General features: G+C 72.6%; 24 protein-coding genes. 14 read left to right on the top strand and 10 right to left on the bottom strand.

Annotated elements, in window-relative coordinates; all coding sequences use genetic code 11:
• Positions 1 to 68 precede the first annotated feature (68 nt).
• Complete coding sequence (gene pdxH / locus ASD16_RS17050) at positions 69 to 740, top strand: pyridoxamine 5'-phosphate oxidase (protein ID WP_055920188.1); 672 nt, start codon at positions 69 to 71, stop codon at positions 738 to 740.
• Between the two features lie 8 nt (positions 741 to 748).
• Here pdxH and ASD16_RS17045 read toward each other — a convergent pair whose 3' ends face one another.
• Positions 749 to 1,162 (bottom strand): hypothetical protein, encoded by a 414-nt coding sequence (locus ASD16_RS17045; protein WP_235523376.1) that lies wholly within the window; start codon positions 1,160 to 1,162, stop codon positions 749 to 751.
• Positions 1,163 to 1,395: 233 nt separating this feature from the next.
• Positions 1,396 to 2,334, bottom strand: a complete 939-nt coding sequence (locus tag ASD16_RS22075; RefSeq protein WP_200942977.1) for a GNAT family N-acetyltransferase — start codon at positions 2,332 to 2,334, stop codon at positions 1,396 to 1,398.
• A 134-nt stretch (positions 2,335 to 2,468) separates the two neighbouring features.
• On the opposite strand from ASD16_RS22075, the gene ASD16_RS17035 reads away from it, so the two are divergent.
• From ASD16_RS17035 to ASD16_RS17020, 4 genes are all read left to right on the top strand, one after another.
• Positions 2,469 to 2,888: a YciI family protein gene (locus ASD16_RS17035; protein WP_055920182.1), complete on the top strand. Its 420-nt coding sequence runs from the start codon at positions 2,469 to 2,471 to the stop codon at positions 2,886 to 2,888.
• Positions 2,889 to 2,989: 101 nt separating this feature from the next.
• On the top strand, positions 2,990 to 4,201 hold the full coding sequence (locus tag ASD16_RS17030; protein ID WP_369817989.1) for an RNA polymerase sigma factor: 1,212 nt from the start codon (positions 2,990 to 2,992) through the stop codon (positions 4,199 to 4,201).
• Between the two features lie 57 nt (positions 4,202 to 4,258).
• On the top strand, positions 4,259 to 5,140 hold the full coding sequence (locus ASD16_RS17025; protein WP_055920179.1) for an aldo/keto reductase: 882 nt from the start codon (positions 4,259 to 4,261) through the stop codon (positions 5,138 to 5,140).
• 43 nt (positions 5,141 to 5,183) lie between these two features.
• The gene (locus ASD16_RS17020) at positions 5,184 to 5,912 is read left to right on the top strand and encodes a bifunctional 2-polyprenyl-6-hydroxyphenol methylase/3-demethylubiquinol 3-O-methyltransferase UbiG (protein ID WP_055920176.1); all 729 of its coding nucleotides are present in this window, start codon (positions 5,184 to 5,186) and stop codon (positions 5,910 to 5,912) included.
• A gap of 8 nt (positions 5,913 to 5,920) precedes the next feature.
• Here the strand turns inward: ASD16_RS17020 and ASD16_RS17015 are convergent, their stop codons facing one another.
• The 4 genes from ASD16_RS17015 to ASD16_RS17000 all read right to left on the bottom strand — a co-directional run bounded on the left by ASD16_RS17015 (position 5,921) and on the right by ASD16_RS17000 (position 10,502).
• On the bottom strand, positions 5,921 to 7,009 hold the full coding sequence (locus tag ASD16_RS17015; protein ID WP_082570923.1) for a pectinesterase family protein: 1,089 nt from the start codon (positions 7,007 to 7,009) through the stop codon (positions 5,921 to 5,923).
• Positions 7,010 to 7,131: 122 nt separating this feature from the next.
• A complete protein-coding gene (locus ASD16_RS22395) occupies positions 7,132 to 8,670 on the bottom strand; it encodes a M20/M25/M40 family metallo-hydrolase (RefSeq protein WP_055920170.1) in 1,539 nt (512 codons plus the stop codon).
• A gap of 170 nt (positions 8,671 to 8,840) precedes the next feature.
• A complete protein-coding gene (locus ASD16_RS17005) occupies positions 8,841 to 9,335 on the bottom strand; it encodes an FBP domain-containing protein (protein WP_055920167.1) in 495 nt (164 codons plus the stop codon).
• Between the two features lie 285 nt (positions 9,336 to 9,620).
• Positions 9,621 to 10,502: an aminoglycoside phosphotransferase family protein gene (locus tag ASD16_RS17000; RefSeq protein ID WP_055920164.1), complete on the bottom strand. Its 882-nt coding sequence runs from the start codon at positions 10,500 to 10,502 to the stop codon at positions 9,621 to 9,623.
• 73 nt (positions 10,503 to 10,575) lie between these two features.
• On the opposite strand from ASD16_RS17000, the gene ASD16_RS16995 reads away from it, so the two are divergent.
• Positions 10,576 to 11,397, top strand: coding sequence for a tryptophan-rich sensory protein (locus tag ASD16_RS16995; RefSeq protein WP_055920160.1), 822 nt, complete (start codon positions 10,576 to 10,578; stop codon positions 11,395 to 11,397).
• Positions 11,398 to 11,554: 157 nt separating this feature from the next.
• Here the strand turns inward: ASD16_RS16995 and ASD16_RS16990 are convergent, their stop codons facing one another.
• The gene (locus tag ASD16_RS16990) at positions 11,555 to 12,316 is read right to left on the bottom strand and encodes a 2-phosphosulfolactate phosphatase (protein WP_055920157.1); all 762 of its coding nucleotides are present in this window, start codon (positions 12,314 to 12,316) and stop codon (positions 11,555 to 11,557) included.
• Positions 12,317 to 12,520: 204 nt separating this feature from the next.
• Between ASD16_RS16990 and ASD16_RS16985 the strand changes: the two genes are divergently transcribed.
• From ASD16_RS16985 to ASD16_RS16965, 5 genes are read left to right on the top strand one after another with little or no spacing between them, the layout of a single operon-like run.
• Entirely contained in the window at positions 12,521 to 12,976 is a 456-nt protein-coding gene (locus ASD16_RS16985; protein WP_055920154.1) for an SRPBCC domain-containing protein, read from the top strand.
• Positions 12,973 to 13,311 carry a metalloregulator ArsR/SmtB family transcription factor gene (locus ASD16_RS16980; protein WP_055920151.1) on the top strand — a complete coding sequence of 113 codons (339 nt, stop codon included), beginning with the start codon at positions 12,973 to 12,975 and terminating at the stop codon, positions 13,309 to 13,311. Before ASD16_RS16985 ends, ASD16_RS16980 begins: the two co-directional genes overlap by 4 nt.
• Positions 13,308 to 13,772: an SRPBCC domain-containing protein gene (locus ASD16_RS16975; protein ID WP_235523375.1), complete on the top strand. Its 465-nt coding sequence runs from the start codon at positions 13,308 to 13,310 to the stop codon at positions 13,770 to 13,772. The genes ASD16_RS16980 and ASD16_RS16975 overlap by 4 nt, the downstream gene beginning before the upstream one ends.
• Positions 13,773 to 13,832: 60 nt before the next feature.
• Positions 13,833 to 14,123 (top strand): DUF1905 domain-containing protein, encoded by a 291-nt coding sequence (locus tag ASD16_RS16970; protein ID WP_055920148.1) that lies wholly within the window; start codon positions 13,833 to 13,835, stop codon positions 14,121 to 14,123.
• Positions 14,120 to 14,761, top strand: a complete 642-nt coding sequence (locus tag ASD16_RS16965; RefSeq protein WP_055920145.1) for a class I SAM-dependent methyltransferase — start codon at positions 14,120 to 14,122, stop codon at positions 14,759 to 14,761. Before ASD16_RS16970 ends, ASD16_RS16965 begins: the two co-directional genes overlap by 4 nt.
• On the opposite strand, the gene ASD16_RS16960 is transcribed toward ASD16_RS16965, so the two are convergent.
• Together ASD16_RS16960 and ASD16_RS16955 are read right to left on the bottom strand one after the other, a co-directional pair.
• Positions 14,752 to 15,849: an epoxide hydrolase family protein gene (locus ASD16_RS16960; protein ID WP_055920142.1), complete on the bottom strand. Its 1,098-nt coding sequence runs from the start codon at positions 15,847 to 15,849 to the stop codon at positions 14,752 to 14,754. The two genes, ASD16_RS16965 and ASD16_RS16960, sit on opposite strands and share 10 nt — an antisense overlap.
• 28 nt (positions 15,850 to 15,877) lie before the next feature.
• The gene (locus ASD16_RS16955; RefSeq protein WP_055920139.1) at positions 15,878 to 16,885 is read right to left on the bottom strand and encodes a LacI family DNA-binding transcriptional regulator; all 1,008 of its coding nucleotides are present in this window, start codon (positions 16,883 to 16,885) and stop codon (positions 15,878 to 15,880) included.
• Positions 16,886 to 16,976: 91 nt separating this feature from the next.
• On the opposite strand from ASD16_RS16955, the gene ASD16_RS16950 reads away from it, so the two are divergent.
• From ASD16_RS16950 to ASD16_RS16940, 3 genes are read left to right on the top strand one after another with little or no spacing between them, the layout of a single operon-like run.
• Positions 16,977 to 18,890 carry a M3 family metallopeptidase gene (locus ASD16_RS16950; protein WP_055920135.1) on the top strand — a complete coding sequence of 638 codons (1,914 nt, stop codon included), beginning with the start codon at positions 16,977 to 16,979 and terminating at the stop codon, positions 18,888 to 18,890.
• A 52-nt stretch (positions 18,891 to 18,942) separates the two neighbouring features.
• Complete coding sequence (locus ASD16_RS16945) at positions 18,943 to 19,431, top strand: hypothetical protein (RefSeq protein WP_055920133.1); 489 nt, start codon at positions 18,943 to 18,945, stop codon at positions 19,429 to 19,431.
• 36 nt (positions 19,432 to 19,467) lie between these two features.
• Positions 19,468 to 19,770 carry a hypothetical protein gene (locus ASD16_RS16940; protein WP_055920129.1) on the top strand — a complete coding sequence of 101 codons (303 nt, stop codon included), beginning with the start codon at positions 19,468 to 19,470 and terminating at the stop codon, positions 19,768 to 19,770.
• On the opposite strand, the gene ASD16_RS16935 is transcribed toward ASD16_RS16940, so the two are convergent.
• The gene (locus tag ASD16_RS16935; protein ID WP_055920126.1) at positions 19,767 to 20,798 is read right to left on the bottom strand and encodes a serine hydrolase; all 1,032 of its coding nucleotides are present in this window, start codon (positions 20,796 to 20,798) and stop codon (positions 19,767 to 19,769) included. The genes ASD16_RS16940 and ASD16_RS16935 overlap by 4 nt on opposite strands.
• Positions 20,799 to 20,820 lie beyond the last annotated feature (22 nt).

Below are 20,820 nucleotides of genomic sequence, written 5' to 3'. Positions count from 1 at the left end.
CGCCAGCGTATCGGCCGACGTACGCTTCCGGAGGCCCGGCAGCGAACCGGCGAACGAGGGGTGGCAGCGTGCGCAGCGAGTACTCGGGCGAGGGACTGAGCGAGGACGACGTCGCGTCGTCGACGCCGCTCCACCAGGTCCGTCGATGGGTCGCGGAGGCCCAGGCGCGGCAGGCCGAACGTGGCGACGTCGTCGAGCCCACGGCTCTGTCGGTGGCGACGGTCGACGCCGACGGCCGCGCGAACGTCCGCACGGTCCTCATGCGCTTCCTCGACGAGCGCGGACCGGGGTTCGTCACCGACCTCGGCTCCACGAAGAGCCAGGAGATCATCGCCACCGGATCGGTCGCCGCGTCACTGACGTGGCCGGCGATGTTCCGGGCGGTCCGGTTCCGCGGGCGCGCGGTCCCCGTGGGGCGCGACGAGATCACGGCCTACTTCGCCACCCGGCCGTGGGGGTCGCGGATCAGCGCGTGGGCGTCGGACCAGTCGCAGCCGATCGCCGACCGGGCCGCACTGGTCGCCGCCTACGAGCGGTACGCGGCCCTCTACCCCGACACCGGCTCACCGGACGACGTCCCCGTCCCCGACGGGTGGGGCGGCTGGCGGATCGAGTGCGACGAGGTCGAGCTGTGGGCGGGCCGCCGCGACCGGCTGCACGACCGGCTGGTGTTCACGCGCGTGGCCGACGGAGGCCTGGACACCGCCGACGCGTGGACGGTCCACCGCCGCCAGCCCTGAGCCGCCCGTCAGGGTGCTCGTCGGCGGCCGGCTGTCTGCTCGCCGGTCACGGTGCCGAGCAGCCGGGCCTGCCACGCGAGGAACTCCTCGACACGGTCCTCCTGCCCGGTGCGGCGCAGCAGCGCGACGAGCTCGTCGGCCACCTCGGTCGCGCGGTCGTCGTGCGTGACGACGAACCCCTCGACGGCTGACCTCAGCTGCGCGGCCGCGAGGTCGGTGCGACCGCGGGCGTCCTCGAGCCGCCCGAGGAACCACAGCACCTGCGCGGCCGAGGCCACGTCGCCGAGCTCGTCCAGGTACGTCGTGATGGCGCGGTCCGCGAGCTCGACTGCCTCGTCGCCGGTCGCCAGCTCACGCGCGGCCGCGAAGTCCTGGTCCGCGGCGGCGCGACGGTCCACGTCCACGTCGGGGGTCTTGTTCATGGGGATCTCCTCGTCGTGCGGCACGGCCGGTCCGAGACGTGCCTCGAGCAGGACGGTCATGGGGGTGGGGCGGCGTCGCACCCGTGCTGTGGCGCCCGGCGAGGAGCGTCGCGGTGACGTGCATCGAGCGGAGGCCTGCGGCGAACACCGGGCCTGCCGGCCGGGCGTGGTGGGGAGCCAGGGTAGCCGACCGAGAGCCGCCGAATGTCCGGAGTGTCGTATTCCACACCCCGTCAGAGCCGCCGCACCATCTCCAGCTCCGGGCCGATGGAGCTGGCGAAGGTGACGCCCGAGGGCACGAAGCCTGCGCGCCGGTAGGCACCCTGCGCCCGGGCGTTCTCGGCGTGCACCCCGAGGGTCAGCTCGTCGAAGCCCAGGTCACGGGCCCACTGCGCGGTCTCCTCGAGCAGCCGGTCGATGAGCCCGGAACCGCGCTGCTCGCCGCGCACGTAGACCCCGACCACCGTCGCGCGGCTCCGCTCGACCGGATGCCCGTGGTAGTCGAGCGACCCGGCCCGCTGCACGATCACCGTGACCGAGCCCACCCATGTCGACCCGTCGACGGCGACGAACTGCGCGACGTCGTCCCCGTCCGACGCGCGGGCGGTGCGCCCCTGGTAGAAGGCGTCGGGCTCGGTCGAGGCCCGCTCGTAGGTCTCCAGGAACGCGATGCCGGCAGCCTCGTCCTGCAGCGCCTCCAGCCGCAGGGCCCGCGCCGCGCGCCAGTCGTCGGGACGGACGCGGCGGATCGGGACCCCCAGGTCGACGTCCTGCGACGACGAGGCGCCGGGCCGGTAGTCGCCGTAGCGCGCCCAGGTCAGCCGGATCCGGACCAGGACGATGTCCGGGTCAGCCAGCGACGGCGTGAACTGCGGGAACGCGTCGAGGTAGGCCCGCGCACAGGCGTCCCGGTCGGCGCCGTCCGGCAGGTCGGCGGTCCCCTCGCACTGCAGCGTGGTCCCGTCGGCGCCCCCGACGACGACCGCCACCCGCGGGTCCCGACGGACGTTCGCGACCTTGCGCGACGACGCCCGCGCGTCGAGCACGAGCTCGCCCCGGTCGGTCGCGGTGATCGGCAGGTAGGCGGCCTGCGGCGACCCGTCCGGTCCGATCGTGGACAGGACTGCCTCCCGGTGCGACCGGACGTAGGCGATCAGCTCTTCACGATCCATCCGCCGCATCGTAGGTGGACCGGCCGGCACTGTCGTCGAGATTGCTCGGACGACGATGTCGATCCCGCGGTTCCGCCGTTCGACTCGTCAGTGAGAGGGTCCGAAGGGGACCCCGACACGGCAGGAGAACAACCGTGAAGTACATGCTGATCATGCGCGCCACCGACGAGGCCTACGCGGCGTTCCAGGACGTCGACTTCGACACGATCATGGAGGCGATGGGCCGGTTCAACCAGGAGATGATCTCCGCCGGCGTGCTCGTCGCGGCCGAGGGCCTGGACGATGCCGCCGACGGTGTGGTCATCGACTTCTCGTCCGACCCGCCCGTCGTCAGCGACGGCCCCTACGGCGAGACCAAGGAGCTCTTCGGCGGCTACTGGATCCTCGACGTCGCCTCCAAGGAGGAGGCCGTCGAGTGGGCCAAGCGGGCACCGATGACCGGGCCCGGCCAGAAGACCGAGATCCGCCGGGTCACGAGCATCGACGACTTCCCGCAGGACAACGAGTGGATCCAGAAGGAGCGTGCGTGGCGCGAGCGGGCGGGCCAGCTCTGACGTCGTCGGACGAGAGCCGCGGGAAGGCGAGTGCGTGCGTGGCGCGAGCGGGCGGGTCAGCTCTGAGTCGGTCGGGTTCCGGGCGGGACGCGGTCGAGGCGGTGTGGCGGATCGAGTCCGCGCGCATCGTCTCGACCCTCGCCCGCACCACCGGCGACTTCGGCCTGGCGGAGGACCTCGCGCAGGAGGCGCTCGCGGCCGCGCTGGTGGCGTGGCCGCGCGACGGGGTCCCGACCAGCCCGGCGGCGTGGCTGCTCACGGTGGCCCGACGGCGGGCGGTCGACACGTACCGGCGTCGCGTCGCGCTCGACGAGCGGCACGCGACTCTCGCGCGCGACCTGAGCGAGAGCGTCGGCGACGACCTGCTGTGGGACCCCGACCGGATCGACGACGACGTACTGGCGCTGATGTTCGTCGCGTGCCACCCGGTGCTGTCGCGCGAGGCACAGGTCACGATGACCCTGCGGGTGGTCGGCGGTCTGACCAGCGACGAGATCGCCCGGGCGCTCCTGGTGCCGACCTCCACGGTCCAGGCCCGGGTGACCCGCGCGAAGAAGACGCTCGGCGCTGCGCAGGTCGCGTTCGAGGTGCCGCCGCCCGGCGAGCGGCGCGAACGGCTGGCGGCGGTGCTGAACGTCCTCTACCTCGTGTTCACGGAGGGCTCGTCGGCGACGTCGGGCAGTGACTGGATCCGTCAGGACCTGGCCCACGAGGCCGTCCGGCAGGCGCGCGTCCTGGCGCAGCTGGTCCCCGACGAGCCCGAGGTGCACGGTCTGCTCGCGCTCCTGGAGCTGACCGCCGCCCGGTTCCCCGCGCGGGTCCGCGACGACGGCGAGCCCGTGCTGCTCGAGGAGCAGGACCGTCAGCGGTGGGACCGGGCGGCGATCCGCCGCGGACGCGCAGCCCTGGCCACCGCCGGTCGTGTGGGCCGCGGGCTGGGGGCGTACGGCGTCCAGGCCGCGATCGCGGAGTGCCACGCGGTCGCGCCGTCGGTGGAGGCGACCGACTGGGACCGGATCGTCGTGCTCTACGAAGCGCTCGGGCGGCTGGCCCCGTCACCCGTCGTCGAGCTGAACCGAGCGGTCGCGATCTCGATGGCGCAGGGTCCTGCGGCGGGGCTGTCGGTGGTGGACGAGCTGGTCGCGGCGGGCCGCCTGCGCGAGTCCCACCTGCTGCCGAGCGTGCGCGGCGAGCTGCTCCGCCGCCTCGGTCGTCACGACGACGCCCGGCGCGAGCTCGAGCAGGCGATCGCGCTGTGCGGGAACGAGCGTGAGCGCGAGGTGCTGGCCCGCAAGGTCGCGGCGCTGCGCTGACTGGGGGGTCACGCCAGGGCCTCCCAAGGTCCGCGACGCCGTCGTAGCGTCGACGGAATGTCCATCACCCTGACCCTCAACAACGGCACCGAGATGCCCGCGCTCGGCTTCGGTGTCTTCCAGACCCCGCCCGACGAGACGGCCGACGCCGTCGCCACCGCGCTCGCCACCGGATACCGGCACATCGACACCGCCGCGGCCTACCTGAACGAACGCGGGGTCGGCGAGGGCCTGCGCCGGTCCGGCGTCGCGAGGTCGGAGGTGTTCCTCGAGACGAAGGTCTGGATCTCCGACTACGGCTACGACGCCACCCTGCACGCCTTCGACAAGAGCGTCGGGAAGCTCGGCGTCGACCAGCTCGACCTGCTGATCCTGCACCAGCCCCTGCCCAGCCGGTTCGACCTGACCATCGAGGCGTACCGCGCGCTGGAGACCCTCCTCGCCGACGGCCGCGTCCGCGCGATCGGCGTCAGCAACTTCATGCCCGAGCACCTCGAGGAGCTGCTCGGTACCGCGTCCGTGGTGCCCGCGCTCAACCAGGTGGAGGTGCACCCGTACTTCTCCCAGCCGGAGGTGCTGGCCGCGAACGCCGAGCACGGGATCCTCACGCAGGCGTGGTCCCCGATCGGCGGCATCACGTTCTACCGGGAGGGGTATGCCGGCAGCACGCTCGACGACCCGACGATCACGGGCATCGCCGACGAGCACGGCCGGTCACCCGCGCAGGTGATGCTCCGCTGGCACCTGCAGCAGGGGCGCTCGGCCATCCCGAAGTCCACCAACCCCACGCGGATCGCCGAGAACCTCGACGTGTTCGGCTTCGAGCTGAGCGAGGCCGAGCTCGCCGCGATCACCGCCCTCGACCGCGGTGTGCGCGGCGGACCCGACCCGGCCGCCATCACCCTGGAGACGTTCGGACGGCCCATACCCGAGGCCTGAATCCCGTGGACGGGCGCGGCCGTCCACTGACATCGTCGACCCGATGGAACAGCTCTGGGACGCCGAGACCGCACGGCGCTACGACACCCCCGGCACCGGCATGTTCGCGCCCGAGGTCCTCGGACCGACAGTGGACAGGCTCGTAGCGCTCGCGGACGGGGGTCGCGCGCTCGAGCTCGCGATCGGGACCGGTCGCGTCGCCGTTCCGCTCGCCGAGCGCGGGGTTCCGGTCACCGGCATCGAGCTGTCGCCGCACATGGTCGAGCAGCTGCGGACCAAGGTCGACGAGGACGCGATCCCGGTCGTGCTGGGCGACATGGCGACGGCCACCGCACCGGGCGAGTTCAGCCTCGTCTACCTCGTGTTCAACACCATCGCGAACCTGCTCACGCAGGAGGAACAGGTCGCGTGCTTCCGCAACGCCGCCCGCCACCTCGTCCCGGGCGGAGCGTTCGTGATCGAGCTCTGGGTGCCCGAGCTGCGCAAGCTCCCGCCCGGAGTGGAGGCGACCGTCTGGCTGAACCAGCCCGGGTACATCGGCCTCGACACCTACGACGTCCTGCACCAGCGGGTGGTCTCGCACCACTTCCGTTTCGACGCGGGCCGGCAGGCCGAGCTCGGCCGCACACCGCACCGCTACATCTGGCCGTCCGAGCTCGACCTCATGGGACAGCTGGCCGGCTTCACGCTGGAGAGCCGCGACGCCGACTGGTCCGGCGAGGAGTTCACGGCCGACTCCCGCTCGCACGTGTCCGTGTACCGGCTCGGGTGAGCGGCCGATCAGCGGCGACGCGCCTGAGGTGACCAGCCGTCCGTGCCCGAGAGGTACGCCTGGACGGTGAACGCCTTCGCCTCCGCCGGGGTCAGCTGCGGCCGGTCGGCGGTGACCAGGGCGCCGGGTCCGCGGTTGTGGTGCTCGGCGAAGCGGGCGTCCCGCCAGGACCAGCCGCCGGAGAAGTCGCTCCAGGCGACCGCCCCGATGTGGTCCCCGATCCAGGAGTCCCGCACGAGCAGCTGGCCGATCGCGTTCGGGTCGTTGCTCGGGTGCCATGGCCGGCCGAGGAAGACGGTGCCGGCGGGGGCGTCGCTGGTGAAGCGGACGCGCGTGAACAGGAAGCCGTACGGGTTGTCGATCATGGTGCTCGGCGCGGTGACGTACCCGTTGTTCGTGGCCGATCCGCGGGTCAGCGAGCGGACCTCGCCGCCCTCGAACACGGCGGTCGCGCGGCCGAAGATGAAGTCCACGTCGCCCTCGACGTAGCAGTCGCGGAAGTACGCGCGGGCGACGACGGCCGCCGACGAGCTGTTCACGTAGAGAGTGTCCTGGTTGCCGAGGAACCGGACGCCGTCGAACACGAGCCGGTCGGCGCGCGTGAGGACGGCGACTGCCTGGCGGTTGGTGATCTCCGGGTGCGCGGCCTCGTCGAACAGGTTGGCGAACGTCAGGTTCCGGGCGGTGAAGTCGGCGCCGTCGAGCGTCACGCTGGCGCTGCCCGACGTGCCGTAGGGGCCGGAGCCGTCGGGCTTGGGGGTGCCGTTGGCGTTGTCGTAGGCGATCACGACGTCCTGGGCGCGGTGACCCGTGCCGACGATCGTGAGGAACGGCTTGGTCGCGGGGACCTTGACCAGCTCCCGGTACTCGCCGGGTCGCACCGCGATGACCCACGCCTCGGTGGCGCCCGCGGGGGCGGCGTCGATGGCCGCCTGGACGCTGGTGAAGTCGCCGCGACCGTCGGCGGAGACGACCGCATCGGGTCGGTCGTGACCGGGCCCGGCGTGCGCGGACGCTGCGCCGGCGACGCCGCTGAGCGCGACACCGAGCACGCTGAGCGTGATGAGGAACAGGCTTGTACGTCGTCGTACGTGCATCTCAACCCCTGCGAGAAAGCGCTTGCCCGGCGGCGGGTCGACGCTAGGGCAGGTGTTCAGGGGCCGTCAAGGGGTGACCGCAGGGTGGCGCGCACGGAGCCCGTGCGCGCCACCCACGGTCATCAGGAGGCGCGCTCCAGCATGACGCGGTCCTCGGGTCCGAGGTGCTTGCCGGGTCCGTGCCCGTGGCTCGGGTGCGGCTTGCCCTTGCCGGGGCCGGAGATGCCGTTGATGGCGGACGTGTCCCACGCGAGGCTGTACGTGGACGCTGCGATCGCCTTGGTCATGATGCCGAGGGCGGTCGCGTTGACGTTCGACAGGTTGTCACCGGCCGAGTGGTAGTTCGGGTCGTGCGTGATCCCCGCGGTGCCGCCGAAGAGGGCGACCTCCTCGTCCGTCTTGACGTCGTCGGCTCCGGTGAACAGACCGGACGCCGGGACGCCGTTGAGGATGAACGCCTGGTAGTCGGAGCGTCCGGAGAACTCGGTGTCGACCCACGGCTGACCGATCGAGTCGAACCAGTCGGTCAGCACGTCCTCGGTGGCCTCGGAGCCCTCGGGGACGTCGACCGGCGCGGGGTAGGTCGACTGGTCCGCGTCGTACACGCCGATGATGTAGTTGGGCGAGCCGACCATGTCGTAGTTCAGGTACGTCGCGATGCGGTCGAGCTCACCCTCCTGGGTGGCCAGCTCGTCCACGTAGGCCGTCGAGCCGATGAGCCCCAGCTCCTCGGCGCCCCACCACGCGAAGCGCACCGTGTTGTGGTGCGGGGTGTGGGACTTGGCCAGCTGGACGGCGACCTCGAGGATCGTCGCCGACCCGGTGCCGTTGTCGTTGATGCCGGGTCCCTCCTCGACGCTGTCGAGGTGCGCGCCGAGCATGACGACGTTGTCGTCCCGGCCCTGCTTGGTCTCGGCGATGACGTTGAACGACTCGGCCACCTCGGTGTGGCTGGTCAGGTCGAGCGTCACGTTCACCGCACCGGCGGCGAGCGCGGTGGCGAGCGCCTGGCCGTCGGCCTGCCGGAAGCCGGCCACGGGGATGGTCACGCCTTCCGCGCCGAGCGTGCCGAACAGCTGCACGTCAGGGACGTTGTTGTAGATGACGACGCCGACCGCGCCGGCGGCCTCGGCGTTCGCGGCCTTGATCGCGAACGCGCACGAACCGCGGCTGATGAGGGCGATCTTCCCGGTGGCGACGACGCCCGACCAGTCGGTGGCGAGGCAGCCGAGGGGGTCGGTGGGGGCGACCAGGTCGGCCGTCACCCCGCCGACGGGAGAGTTCGGGGAGAACTCCATCTGGTCCACCTCGTACGCGGCGGAGCCCGGGGAGTTCTCCGTCAGGGTGGCCGTGTCGATGATCTCGCGGTCGAACGTGAACGGGTCCCGTTCGGTGGTGTAGCCGGCCTTGCGCAGGGTGCGCTCGACGTAGCGCGCACTCGCCTCGTAGCCGGACGTCAGGGCGGCGCGGTTGCCGCCGTTCTCGTCGGCGATGCGCTGCAGGGCCGCCAGGTGGCCCTGGACTGCCCGGGTGGTGACCTTCTGGGCGAACTTCTCCGGGGATCTCCCGCGATCGTGCGCCGCCGCCGGGGACGTGAGCGCCCCCGCTGCGACGATGGCGATCGATGATGTTAGTGCGACCAGAGTTCGACGTGCCGCCATGCGGTGTCCTCCTCACACGTCGACGCGGCCTGTAGGCCACGCCGGGCCAACCCCCTGTCGGCCGCCCACTAGATCAGCACAGAACGGTCACAGGTGGGAGATAGTTCGCGCTGGCAACCGAGCCGGTCCGATGGTGCGGCGGAGCGTCGCCGCACCATCGGACGGAGCAGTCACAGGGCGCGCAGCACCTCGCGTGCGAACCGCACGGACCGCTCGCGCAGCCCGTCGATGCGGCGCAGGACGAGCCCGGCCGGGTCCTGACCGGCCTCGATGATCGTCGGCTTGCGCCGCACGTTGTGCGAGCACTCGAACGTGGTGCAGATGAGCGTGCCGATGGTGTCGCCGTTGCGGCCGGGACCGCCCGCGCGGCGGGCGACGTACATCGAGACGTCGTCCGTGGCGTAGACGTCCTCGCACCAGGCGCAGACGGCTCGGCGGCGGGACGCGGCGCCCTCCGGCGAGCGCAGGGTGATGCCGACGAGGACGTCGTCGACCGGCAGGACCACGTACGCGCGCTGGGGTGCCTTGCGGTCGACCCAGCCGAGGTAGTCGAGCCGGTCCCAGCGCAGGTCGGACAGGTCGGGGGGGAGGGTGAGCTGCGCGGCCTCGCGGCGCGAGCAGTTCACGAAGGACGTGCGGATCTGGTTCTCGTTCAGGGGGTTCATGGTCGGTGCTCTCGGGGAGGCGGGAGCCGGCACGGGGTCGTGACGGCGCGAGCACCCGCCGGGGTACGCCCGAGGACCGGCGGATCAGCGGTCCGTCGGTGGTGTCGCCGGGGACGGCGTCAGGCGTGCTGGGCGGGCGTCCGGGCCCCGGCTGAGCAGGCCAGGACGGCCGCCTCGCTTCCCTGCTGCATCGTGGTGCGCTCCGTGCTCGCGTCGTTCAGGAACGGGTCGATGGTGCGCCGCCGACGGGTGGGTAGTCCAGTCGAATCGTCCCGGCGGTTGCCGTCAGCCGGCCTCGGCCGTCACCTCACGGATCACGTGCCGCGCATTGGCGGCGAGCACCGGGTTGGTGTCGCGGTAGTACGGCAGCTGGACCAGCGCCTGGGCGAGCGCGCGTGCCCGGGCGCGGGTCCAGGTGGTCCCGTCGACGTCGAGCTCGTCCCGGAAGACCGCCCGGGCCGGTCGCGGCAGCAGATTCCAGGCGACGCCGAGGTCCAGCGTCGGGTCGCCGGTGGCGATGCCCGCGAAGTCGATCAGGCCCGTGAGTCGGTGGTCGGTGAGCAGCAGGTTGCCCGGCGCGAGGTCGCCGTGCACCCAGGTGCGCCGGCCGTCCCACTCGGCGGTGGCGAGCGCCTGCTCCCAGATCGCGGTCACCGCGTCCGCGTCGATCTCGTCGGAGACGGCCACGATGTCGTCGCGCACCTGTGCGTCGCGGTCGACCAGCCGTCCGTCCTTGACCCTGCCGCCGTCCAGGGTCAGCGCGCGGATCGCCCGCACGAGCGATGCGAGGTCGCGCGCGAGGTTCTCCGCATCCCCCAGCTTACCGAGGACCGGGTTGTCGCCCGGCACCCAGGTCAGCACCGACCAGGTCCACGGGTAGCCCGCGGCGGGGGTGCCGACGGCCCGCACCCGCGGGATCGTCACCGGCAGCAGCCCGTCGACCTGCGGGAGCCACCGGACCTCGTGGTCCACCGTGTCGCTGGCCCAGTGGATGCGGGGCATCCGCACCACCAGGTCGTCGCCGAGGCGGAACATCGCGTTGTCGGTGCCGCTCGACGCGAGGCGGCTGACGGGGAGGTGGGCCCACTGCGGCTGCTGGTCGGCGAGGAGGCGTTCCACGAGCTCGACGGGCAGGTCGAGCTCGTCGTCGTGCATACGGGTCGTCATCGCGGACCAGCCTCTCCGACGGGTCAACTCCTTTCGAGATGCTCAGCATGCTGAGTGTTGGCACGATGGCCGCATGGACACCGCACTCGACACCCACGCACCCGCCACGACCCGGGACCGGGTCCGCCAGGTCACCGTCCTGGTCGGTGCGGTCGTCGCGATCGCCGGCGCCGCCGTCGGGTCCGGCGCGTTCGGGGGCCAGCCCATCGCGGACGCCGCCGACGGCGCCCTGTCCGCGACCGCCACCCCGCTCGCCCCCGACACCCCCGCCTTCTCGATCTGGTCGCTGATCTACCTCGGCCTCGGCGTGTTCGCGGTCGCGCAGGCCCTGCCCCGCCAGGGCGCCGACCCGCGCCTGCGCGCGGTGTCGTGGTGGGTGCTCGCCTCGATGCTGCTCAACGCGGTGTGGATCGGGGTCGTGCAGGCGGGGTCGGTCGGCGGGAGCGTCGTCGTGATCCTCGCGCTGCTCGCCGTGCTCGCGGTGGTGTTCGTCCGGCTGGTGCGCATCGCGCACACGGGGACGGCGACCTCCCTGATCACCGACGTGACCATGGGCCTGTATCTCGGCTGGGTCAGCGTGGCGACGCTCGCGAACATCGCCGCGTTCCTCACGGTCGCCGACGTCGGCGAGCTCGGCTTGGGCGCCACGGCCTGGTCGGTGATCGTGCTCGCCGCCGGTGCGGCACTGTCGGTCGCCTACGCGGTGTTCGGCCGGGGCCGCCCGTCCGTGATCGTCCCCGTCGGCCTGGCGATGGCGTGGGGCCTGGCCTGGATCGGCCTCGGCCGCACGAACGGCCCGCTGGTGGACGCGACGGTCGCGACGGCCGCGTTCGTCGCGTCGGCGATCGCGCTGCTGGCACCGGTGATCACCAGCGTCGCGGCCCGCCGCCGCTGACCACCAAGCCATGAGTGCCGCGCGGCCCCTCCGCCGCGGCACCCATGGCTTGGTCCGCCTCGCACGCGTTGACGAGCAAGCCCTGAGCGCCGTGCGAGCGCTCCGCGGCGGGACGCATGGCTTGGTCGCCGGGGCGGGCTGTGCGCGGCGTCGGGGGTCAGGTGGTCGTGAACGCCGGGCCTTCGCCGTGGTCGACCAGCCGTGCGACCGTGCCCGTCGCGTCGAGGTCGGTCGCGATCGTGACGTCGTCGGACCAGCCGGCCGCCGTGAGCTCGCGACCGCTCGTCGCGTCCCGGACGGTTGCCGCCGGATCGGGCGTCGCGAGCCAGAGCCGGGTGGCCGCACGTGCCTCGCTCGACAGGTCGTCGTCGCGGAGGGCCGCCGCGATCGCGCCGACGCCGAGCAGGTCCTCGAGGCACGGTCGCAGGGCTCCGTCGGGCCACCGCTCGCCCGCCGGGACGAGGACGACGTCGTTCCGCGCGTCCGCGGCGAGGTGCTCGGTCGCGGTGCGAGCGACCGCCGACGCGTTGCGGAGACAGCCGGCGGCGACCGTCGCGCCCGTGCCTGCGAGTCCGTGCGCGATGGTGGCCCCGTTCGGAGACGGCAGGACCAGCCGACCGCCGCGCAGGCGGAGGAGTGACGCCGGCGAGAGGCTGAGCCGCCCGTCTCCCCGCGGTTGCGCCAGCGCAGCACCGAGTCGTGCGGCCAGCGCCTCCGCGCCCGCGCGATCGCGGTGCGGGTAGGGGTGGACGACGACACCCTGATCGCACGCGACCGTCACAGCGGTGGAGAACGACAGGACGTCGACGACGACGACGAGACTCGACGAGCCGTCCGGTCCGAGCAGCTGCAACGCCCCGCTCAGCCCCCACTCGACCCGGACCCGGGCCGGGCGCTGGTCGGGAAACGGCGAGGTCACCGGCCGAGTGTGCCACCGGCCCGACCGACCGCGGCACGTCCCAGCAACCCACGTCCCCGGACGTCGAACCCGACACGGGTGTCGTGAAACCGGTGCGTCGCGACATCCATGTCGGGTCCGCGGAGCATATGCAACTGATGGTTGCGTCGGTTGGATCCGGAGGCTATCGTCATCTGCAACCAAACGTTGCAGAAGGAGAAGCTCATGGAGTTCGGCAGCATCGAGCGGGAGATCCACGTGGACGCGTCGCCGGAGGTCGTCTTCGCGGTCGTCAGCAGTCCCGAGCACATCCGGGAGTGGTGGGGCGGCGCGGAGACGGACGTGTCACCGACCCCGGGCGTCGCGTCGTCGGTGGGCTGGGGCCTCGGTACCGCCGACGAGCACGTCGAGCCGCTCACCGTCGTGGAGGCCGACCCGCCGCGACTCTTCTCGTTCCGCTGGGTCTTCGACGAGGGCACCGACGGGCCCTCGCTGCTCGTCACGTTCGAGCTCGTCCCGTCCGGCGCGGGAACCCTGCTCCGGATGACGGAGACCGGGTTCCGGGAGAAGGGCTGGGAGATCGCGACCCTCGAGGCGGCGTACGCCGACCACGTCGAGGGCTGGGACCGGTTCGTGCCGGCCATCGCCCAGTACGCGGCCGGGCTGGTGTCGACGCCATGAGCGTCGCCGTCGACGACGACCTCTGGTCCGCGATCGGGGACCCGACGCGTCGCCGGATGCTCGACCTCCTGCTCGCCGACGGGGCCGGCACGGCCACCACGCTCAGCGACAGCCTGCCGGTGACGCGCCAGGCCGTCGCCAAGCACCTGGTGGTGCTGGACCGGGTCGGTCTGGTGCACGTCACGCCCGCCGGGCGCGAGCGGCGATACCGGGTGGACGAGGCCCAGCTCGCCCGCGCGGTGGCGCAGCTGGCCGACGTCGGGGCGGCGTGGGACGCGCGCCTGCAGCGGATCAAGCGGATCGCCGAGGCGATCGAGCGCAGTCAGAAGAGATGACGAGAGGAGAGATCGAGATGGTGGACATCATCCACAGGGTCGGCGTGAAGGGTGCGGCCCTGGACGACGTGTACGCGGCGGTGGCGACGGTCGACGGCCTGGCGGGCTGGTGGACGGCCGACACGACGGGTCAGGCCGAGGTCGGTGGCCTGCTGGAGTTCCGGTTCGAGCCCGGTGGCATCGACATGGTCGTGCTCGACCAGGTGCCGGGACGGAGCGTGCTCTGGGAGGTCGTCGACGGGCCGCCGGAGTGGATCGGGACGACCGTGCGGTGGGAGCTGAAGCAGGAGGGCGAGTACGTGATCGTCCTGTTCGCCCACGAGGGGTGGAAGGAGCAGGTCGAGTTCATGTCGCACTGCAGCACCAAGTGGGCGACGTTCCTGATGAGCCTCAAGCAGCTGGTCGAGACGGGCACCGGGGCACCCGCCCCGGCGGACGTCCAGATCTCCGACTGGCACTGACCACGGCACGGGCACCTCGAGAGGGGTGCCCGTGTCCGGCCGTGACGGCATCATGGCGCGATGGAGTTCGAGTTCACCGGCGAGATCATCTACTGGCGTGGGCCGTCCCCGTACCACTACGTGCCCGTGCCGGCCGCGGAGAGTGCCGCGATCAAGGCGGTGTCCTCGGAGGTCACCTACGGGTGGGGTGTCATCCCGGTGCTCGCTCGCATCGACGACACCGAGTGGGAGACGTCGCTCTTCCCGAAGGACGGCCGCTACCTGGTGCCGGTCAAGGACATGGTCCGCAAGGCGGAGGTCCTGGAGCTGGGGGACACCGTCACGGTGCGACTGATCCTGGGGCGTCCGTGACCGGCTGGCTGGCGGACGCGCGCGAGTCGTACGACACGGTCGCCGAGAGCTACGCGCGGATCATGCTCACGAGGCTCGACGACCTGCCGGTCACCCGGGGGGTTCTCGCGATGTTCGCCGAGTGCGTCCGCGCGGTCGGTGGCCCTGTCGTCGACGTCGGGTGCGGACCCGGGCACGTCACCGCGCTCCTGCAGGGTCTCGGGCTCGACGCGTCGGCCATCGACCTCTCCCCGGAGATGGTCCGGCTCGCTCGCCGTGCGCACCCGGGACTGCGCTTCACGGTCGGCTCCATGACCGAGCTCGACGTGCCCGACGGGTCGATCGGCGGCGTCCTGGCCTGGTACTCGACCATCCACGTCCCCGACGAGGACATGCCGACGGTGGCCGGCCACCTGCACCGCGTCCTGCGTCCCGGCGGCGTCGCCATGCTCGGGTTCCACGTCGGTGACCAGCGCAACCACAAGACGGAGGGCTACGGCGGCCACCCGATGCGGATCGACGTGTACTGGCGACCCGTCGAGCGGGTTGCCCGCTGGTTGCGTGACGCGAGCTTCGCGACGGAGGTGACCGTGCTGCTCGATCCCGACGCCGACGTGCCGGGCGGAGCGATTCTCGCCCGGCGTCCGGATCAGCGGTAGGGCCGGAAGAACTCGCGCAGCTCCTGGGCGTACTGCTCGGGCTCCTCGATCGGCGCGAAGTGGCCCCCGTGCACCGGCTCGGTCACGCGCACGGTGTTCGCCATGCGGTCGAGCCACGCGCGCGGCGGCCGCACCAGGTCGTGCGGGAAGAGCGTGAACCCGGACGGCACCTCGACCCGGCGGGCGTGCTGCTCGAGCGGGACCTGGGAGTTGGCGTGGTACATCCGCATCGACGAGCCGATGGTTCCGGTGAGCCAGTAGATCGTGATGTTGGTGAGGATGTCGTCGGCGGAGAGGTCCGCGTCGCTCCACGCGTGCAGCTTCTCGACGATCCACGCCGCGAGCCCGGCCGGGGAGTCGGTCAGGCCGACGGCCGCGGTCAGCGGCTTGGTCCGGTGCATCGCGGCGTACGCGCCCTCGCCCGCCCCCCACGCCTGGGCGCTCGCGATGAAGTCGCGCTCCTCGGGAGCCAGGTCTGCCGGGTCGCCGGTGTAGATCGGCATCCCGCCGTCCGTGCGGTGCACCGCCACGACGCGGTCGGGGTGGTCGAGCGCGAGGAACCGGCTGACCCCGCTGCCGATGTCCCCGCCGGCCGCCCCGAACCGGTCGTAGCCGAGCGCGGTCATCAGCTCGGCCCACAGGCCCGCGACGCCGACGACGTCCAGCGGCGCACCGCCCGAGTACCCGAACCCCGGCATGTCCGGGACGACGACGTCGAACGCGTCCGCGGGGTCGTCGGGGTCGGTGAGCAGCGTGATCACCTTGCTGTACCGCCAGAACGAGTCCGGCCAGCCGTGCGTCAGGACGAGCGGGAGAGCGCCCGGGGCAGCCGCGCGGGCGTGCACGACGTGGATCCGACGGGCACCCAGCGGGACGTGGAACCGGGGATGCCGGGACAGCGCCGCCTCCTGCGCAGCCCAGTCGAACCCGTCGGCCCAGTAGGCGACGAGCTCACGCAGGTAGTGCAGGTCGATGCCCAGCGACCAGCCGGCGTCCTCGGGCGACTCCGGCCACCGCGTCGCCCGCAACCGAGCCCGCAGGTCCTCGATGGCCTCAGGCGTGGTCGGCGAGACGAAGGGCTCGGGCATGGGCTTCACCCTAGGGGCGGCCTCCCACTCAGACCGGGGCGCGAGCCGTCGAGCCGCGCACGACGAGCTCCGGGGCGAAGAGCTGCTCCACGCGCGACGGCTTCTCCCCGCGCATCTCGGCCAGGAGCGCGTCGACGGCGGCCCGGCACACCGCGTCGACGGGCTGGCGGACGGTGGTCAGGGGCGGGTCGGCGAACGCGACGAGCAGGGAGTCGTCGTACCCGAGCACGGACACGTCCTCCGGGACGCGCAGCCCGTTCGAGCGCACGGCACGGATCGCACCGAGGGCCATGAGGTCGGAGCCGCAGACGATCGCGGTGTGCCCGGAGTCGAGCAGGTCGGTGGCGGCGGCCTGCCCGCCCTCGGCGGTGTACAGGGACGAGCTCACGTGGACCCCGCCGTCGTCGAGGCCGTGCCGCGCGAGGGCCGCGCCGAACGCGGCGACCTTGCGACGGGTGGGCACGAACCGGTCGGGGCCGATGGCCAGCCCGATGCGACGGTGGCCGAGCGCGACGAGGTGGTCGACGGACGCGTCGATCGCGGCCTCGTCGTCGGTGGAGACGAAGGGCGCGTCGATCTCGGCGTTGTAGCCGTTGACCAGCACGATCGGGACGCCGGAGTTGCGCAGCCGCTGGTACCGCCCGAGGTTGGCCTGCTTGTCGGCGTGCAGGCCGGAGACGAACACGATGCCGTTCACGGCGTGGTCGAGCAGCACCTCGACGTACCGGTCCTCGGACGTCCCGCCGGGGGACTGGGTGCACAGCAGCGGCGTGAACCGCTCCTCGGAGAGGCGCTGCTCGATGGCGTCGACGAAGGCGGGGAACACCGGGTTGGTCAGCTCCGGCACCACGAGCCCGACCAGGCCCACCGACTTCGTGGTCAACGACGCGGGGCGCTCGTAGCCGAGCATGTCGAGCGCCGCGAGCACGGACTGGCGGGTGGCGCCGGAGACGCCGGGCCGTCCGTTCAGCACGCGGGAGACGGTCGCCGTGCTCACCTGCGCCTGTTGCGCGATGTCGGCCAGCCGGGTCTGCACCCGTCGAGCCTACGAGTCCGCGCTGCCGGAGCCGGGCGCCTCGCCACAAAGGGGTCGCACGAGTCACGGGGGCGCCGGTTATCGTCGGCTCATGCCGACCTCCTTCCCCACTGACCCCGCCGGCTGGCCGGCCTTCCTCACCACGACCGTGGACGCGTCGCTCGACGACGCCCGTGCGCTGCTGGCCCGGCTGAAGGACGGCACGCCACGCTCGACGACGGAGGTGCTGGAGCTCTGGAACGACGCGGACATCGCGATCGCGACGGGGTCCGCGGCCGCGCACCTGCTCTCCGAGGTGCACCCCGACGCCGACCTGCGCGCAGCCGCTGAGGAGCGCGCGCAGGCCGCCGAGGACCTGGTCACGGAGCGCGGCCTGGACCACGACCTGTGGCAGGTGCTCGCCGCGACGGACCCGGGAGGTCTGGACGCGGGAGCGACCCGGCTGCGCGAGCACGTCCTGCGTGACTTCCGGCGCGCCGGCGTCGACCGCTCGCAGGAGGACCGCGACCGACTGAAGGCGCTCGCGCAGCGGTGCACCGAGCTGGGCCTGGAGTTCTCCCGGAACATCCGCGACGGGGTCCGCAGCATCCAGGTGCGGCCCGAGCAGCTGGACGGGCTGCCCGAGGACTTCCGCGCGGAGCACCCGGCAGGCGAGGACGGCCTGGTCACGCTGACCACCGAGTACCCGGACCTGCTGCCGGTCCGCACGTACGCGACGGACCCGTCGGTCCGGCTGGCGCTCACCACGGAGCACCAGCGCATCGGGTGGCCGGCCAACGAGCCGATCCTCGCCGAGCTGCTCCGGCTCCGCGCCGAGCGCGCGACGCTGCTCGGCTACCCGGACTGGCCCACGTACGACGCCGAGGTCAAGATGATCGGCTCCGGCCAGGCGATCGCGGACCTGGTCGACCGGCTGGACGCGCTCACCGCCGAGCCCGCGGCCCGGGACGTCGACCTCATGCTCGCGCGGTACCGCCAGGACGTGCCCGACGCGACCGCGGTGACCGCGGCGGACAACCTCTACTACGACCAGGTCATCAAGAACGAGCAGTACGACGTCGACTCCCGCGAGGTCCGCGAGTACTTCCGGTACGAGACGGTGAAGCCGGGCGTGCTGGACGTGGTGTCGCGGCTGTTCGGGATCGAGCTGCGGCCGGTCGACGCTCCGACGTGGCACGAGGACGTCGAGGTCTACGACGTCACCGACGACGGACGCGCGATCGGCCGGGTCTACCTCGACATGCACCCGCGCTCCGGGAAGTTCAACCACGCCGCCCAGTTCCCGCTGGTGCCGGGCATCGCGGGGCGCTCGCTGCCGGAGGGCACGCTGGTCTGCAACTTCCCGACCGGTCTGATGGAGCACGACGACGTGCTGACGTTCTTCCACGAGCTCGGTCACCTGGTGCACGAGGTGCTGGGCGGCAACCAGCCGTGGGCGATGTTCAGCGGCGTCGCCACCGAGTGGGACTTCGTCGAGGCGCCCAGCCAGCTGCTCGAGGAGTGGGGCTGGGACGCGGGCGTGCTCGGGTCCTTCGCGACGAACGCCGCCGGGGAGCCCATCCCGGCCGCGCTGGTCGAGCGGATGCGGCGGGCCGACGCGTTCGGCCGTGGCGCGTGGACCCGTCGTCAGCTCAACTACACGGCCCTGTCCTACGGCCTGCACGCCGCTCCGCCCGCGGACCTGGCCTCGTACACGGCCGACATCGACGCGCGCTTCGGGCCGTACGCCCCCATCGCCGAGACCCACCAGTACGCCGGGTTCGGGCACCTCGACGGGTACGGCTCGGCGTACTACACGTACCTCTGGAGCCTGATCATCGCGAAGGACCTGCTCACCGGGTTCACCTCTGGGCTCATGGACCCCACCGTCGGCCGCCGGTACCGCGACGCGATCCTGGCACCCGGCGGCACCGCGGACGCTGCGGAGCTGGTCGAGCGGTTCCTCGGCCGCCCCTCGTCGTTCGACGCGTTCGCGGTCTGGCTCGCGGAGGGCACCCCCGCCTGACGGGCAGGCCGTACCGTGCAGAGGTCACCGTCCGGCCGACCCAGGAGTGCCGATGCAGATCGCCCTACCGTTCGCCGAGGCGATCGCCGTCGTCGTGGCGAAGGAACCCCTGCCTCCGATGGTCCGAGACGTGCGGTGCGAGGGCTCGACGATCCACGCCGACATCGACCTGCGCGCGATACCGGACCCGTCCACCGCCCTGCGCCTCGCGGCCGCCGCGGCCGGCACGGTCGCGGTCACGGTCCGGTTCGCCGACTTCTCGGCGGGGGTGGTGACGCTCGTGGTCACCGCGCACGCCCGGGCGCTCCCCGCGCACAAGCTCGTGCCGTTCCTGGTCGGCCCGATCAACGCCGCGCTGCGGGACCGCGGACTGCCCCCGGGACTGGTCGAGGTCCAGCGCGGCGAGTCGGAGCCGTGGGTCGTGATCGCGGTGCAGGACGCGATCTCGGCCAAGGTCGACGGTGTGACCGTCACCGAGCTCGCGCTGCGGGACGCCGTGATCCACGTCGAGGCGACGGTGGGTGCGCTGCACGTCCGCTGAGGCACCATGACAGAACCCGACCGAGAGGAACCCGTCGTGCCCCGCACCGTCCAGCTCCGCCGCTACAACGTGAAGCCGCACCTGCTCGACGAGTTCCTCACGTGGTGGCCGACGCGCCTGGTGCCCGCGCGGGAGGCGTTCGGGTTCACCGTCGAGTCGGCGTACCTCAACCGGGAGACGGCCGAGTTCACCTGGGCGGTGAGCGCCGAGGGCGACGCCGACGAGTTCCGGCGGCTGGAGCAGGTCTGGGCGGACTCGCCCGAGCGGACGGTCGTGTTCGAGGGGATCGACGGCTGGAACGACTCGGTCGTCATCGCGCTGGTCGAGCAGCTGGTCTAGAAGGCCGCCGCCCAGAAGTCGTCGAACACCGGCGTCGGCTGCGGTGACGTCCACGCGTCGGTGGTGAGCAGGATCGCGATCGTGTCGGTCACCGGGTCCGTCCACCACGTCGACCCCAGGCCGCCGTCCCACCCGTAGCTGCCGGCGTGCCGACCGTCGGGCAGGTCGGCGAGCTGGACGCCGACGCCCAGGCCCCACTCCTCCCCGTGGCGCGCGGTGCGCCACGACGGGTCGGCCGTGCGCAGGCTCGCCGCGAACGCGTGGAGGTCCGCGACCGTCGACACCAGCCCGGCGGCGGCGTCGGGAAACGCGGGCGGCGTGGCCCACTGCCCGTCGGGCTCGTCGTAGACCTCGGTCCCGAGCCACTGCCGGCCGAGCCGCCCCAGCCGGTCGGGCGGCACGTGGAAGCCGGTGTCGGTCATGCCCAGCGGGCCGAGGACGCGCTCCGCCAGCAGCTCCGGCAGCGGTCGGCCCGCCGCGCGTGCGACGAGCACCCCGAGCACCTGCGCGCCGGTGTTGTACAGCCACTTCTCACCCGGCTGGTGGGACAGGGGCACGCTCCCGACGATCCGCATCCACTGGTCGGGCTCGGGGGCGGCCTGCGGCGACGGCGGACCGACCGGCAGACCCCGCTCCGCGAGCGCGCCGAGCACCGTGCCGGGGAACGGGCCGGCGAAGTCCATGCCGAGGCCGAGCCGGAACTCGAGCACGTCGCGCACGGTGATCGGGCGGTCGGCGGGGACGGTGTCGTCGATCGGGCCGTCGGGGGTCCGCAGCACGCGCCGGTCGGCGAGCTCCGGCAGCAGGGCGTCGACGGGGTCGTCCAGGCGGAGCAGCCCGTCGTCGACCAGCTGCATCGCGAGCGCCGCGACCACCGGCTTGGTCACCGACGAGATGCGGAAGACCGAGTCGACCGCGCTGCTGCCCGCCGCGCCGCTGGACACGTCCCCCGCGCGGTCCACGAGCCACGCGGCCCCGTGCACCTCACCCGACTCGACCCTGCGCTCGACCGCTGCCCGCACATCCATGCGCACACCCTGCCGTGAGGGT

The organism is Cellulomonas sp. Root485, assembly GCF_001426705.1.
In the GTDB taxonomy this organism is placed as follows: Bacteria; Actinomycetota; Actinomycetes; order Actinomycetales; family Cellulomonadaceae; genus Cellulomonas.
Note: the sequence above shows the minus strand (reverse complement) of the source record. Positions and strands in the feature narration are given on the sequence as shown.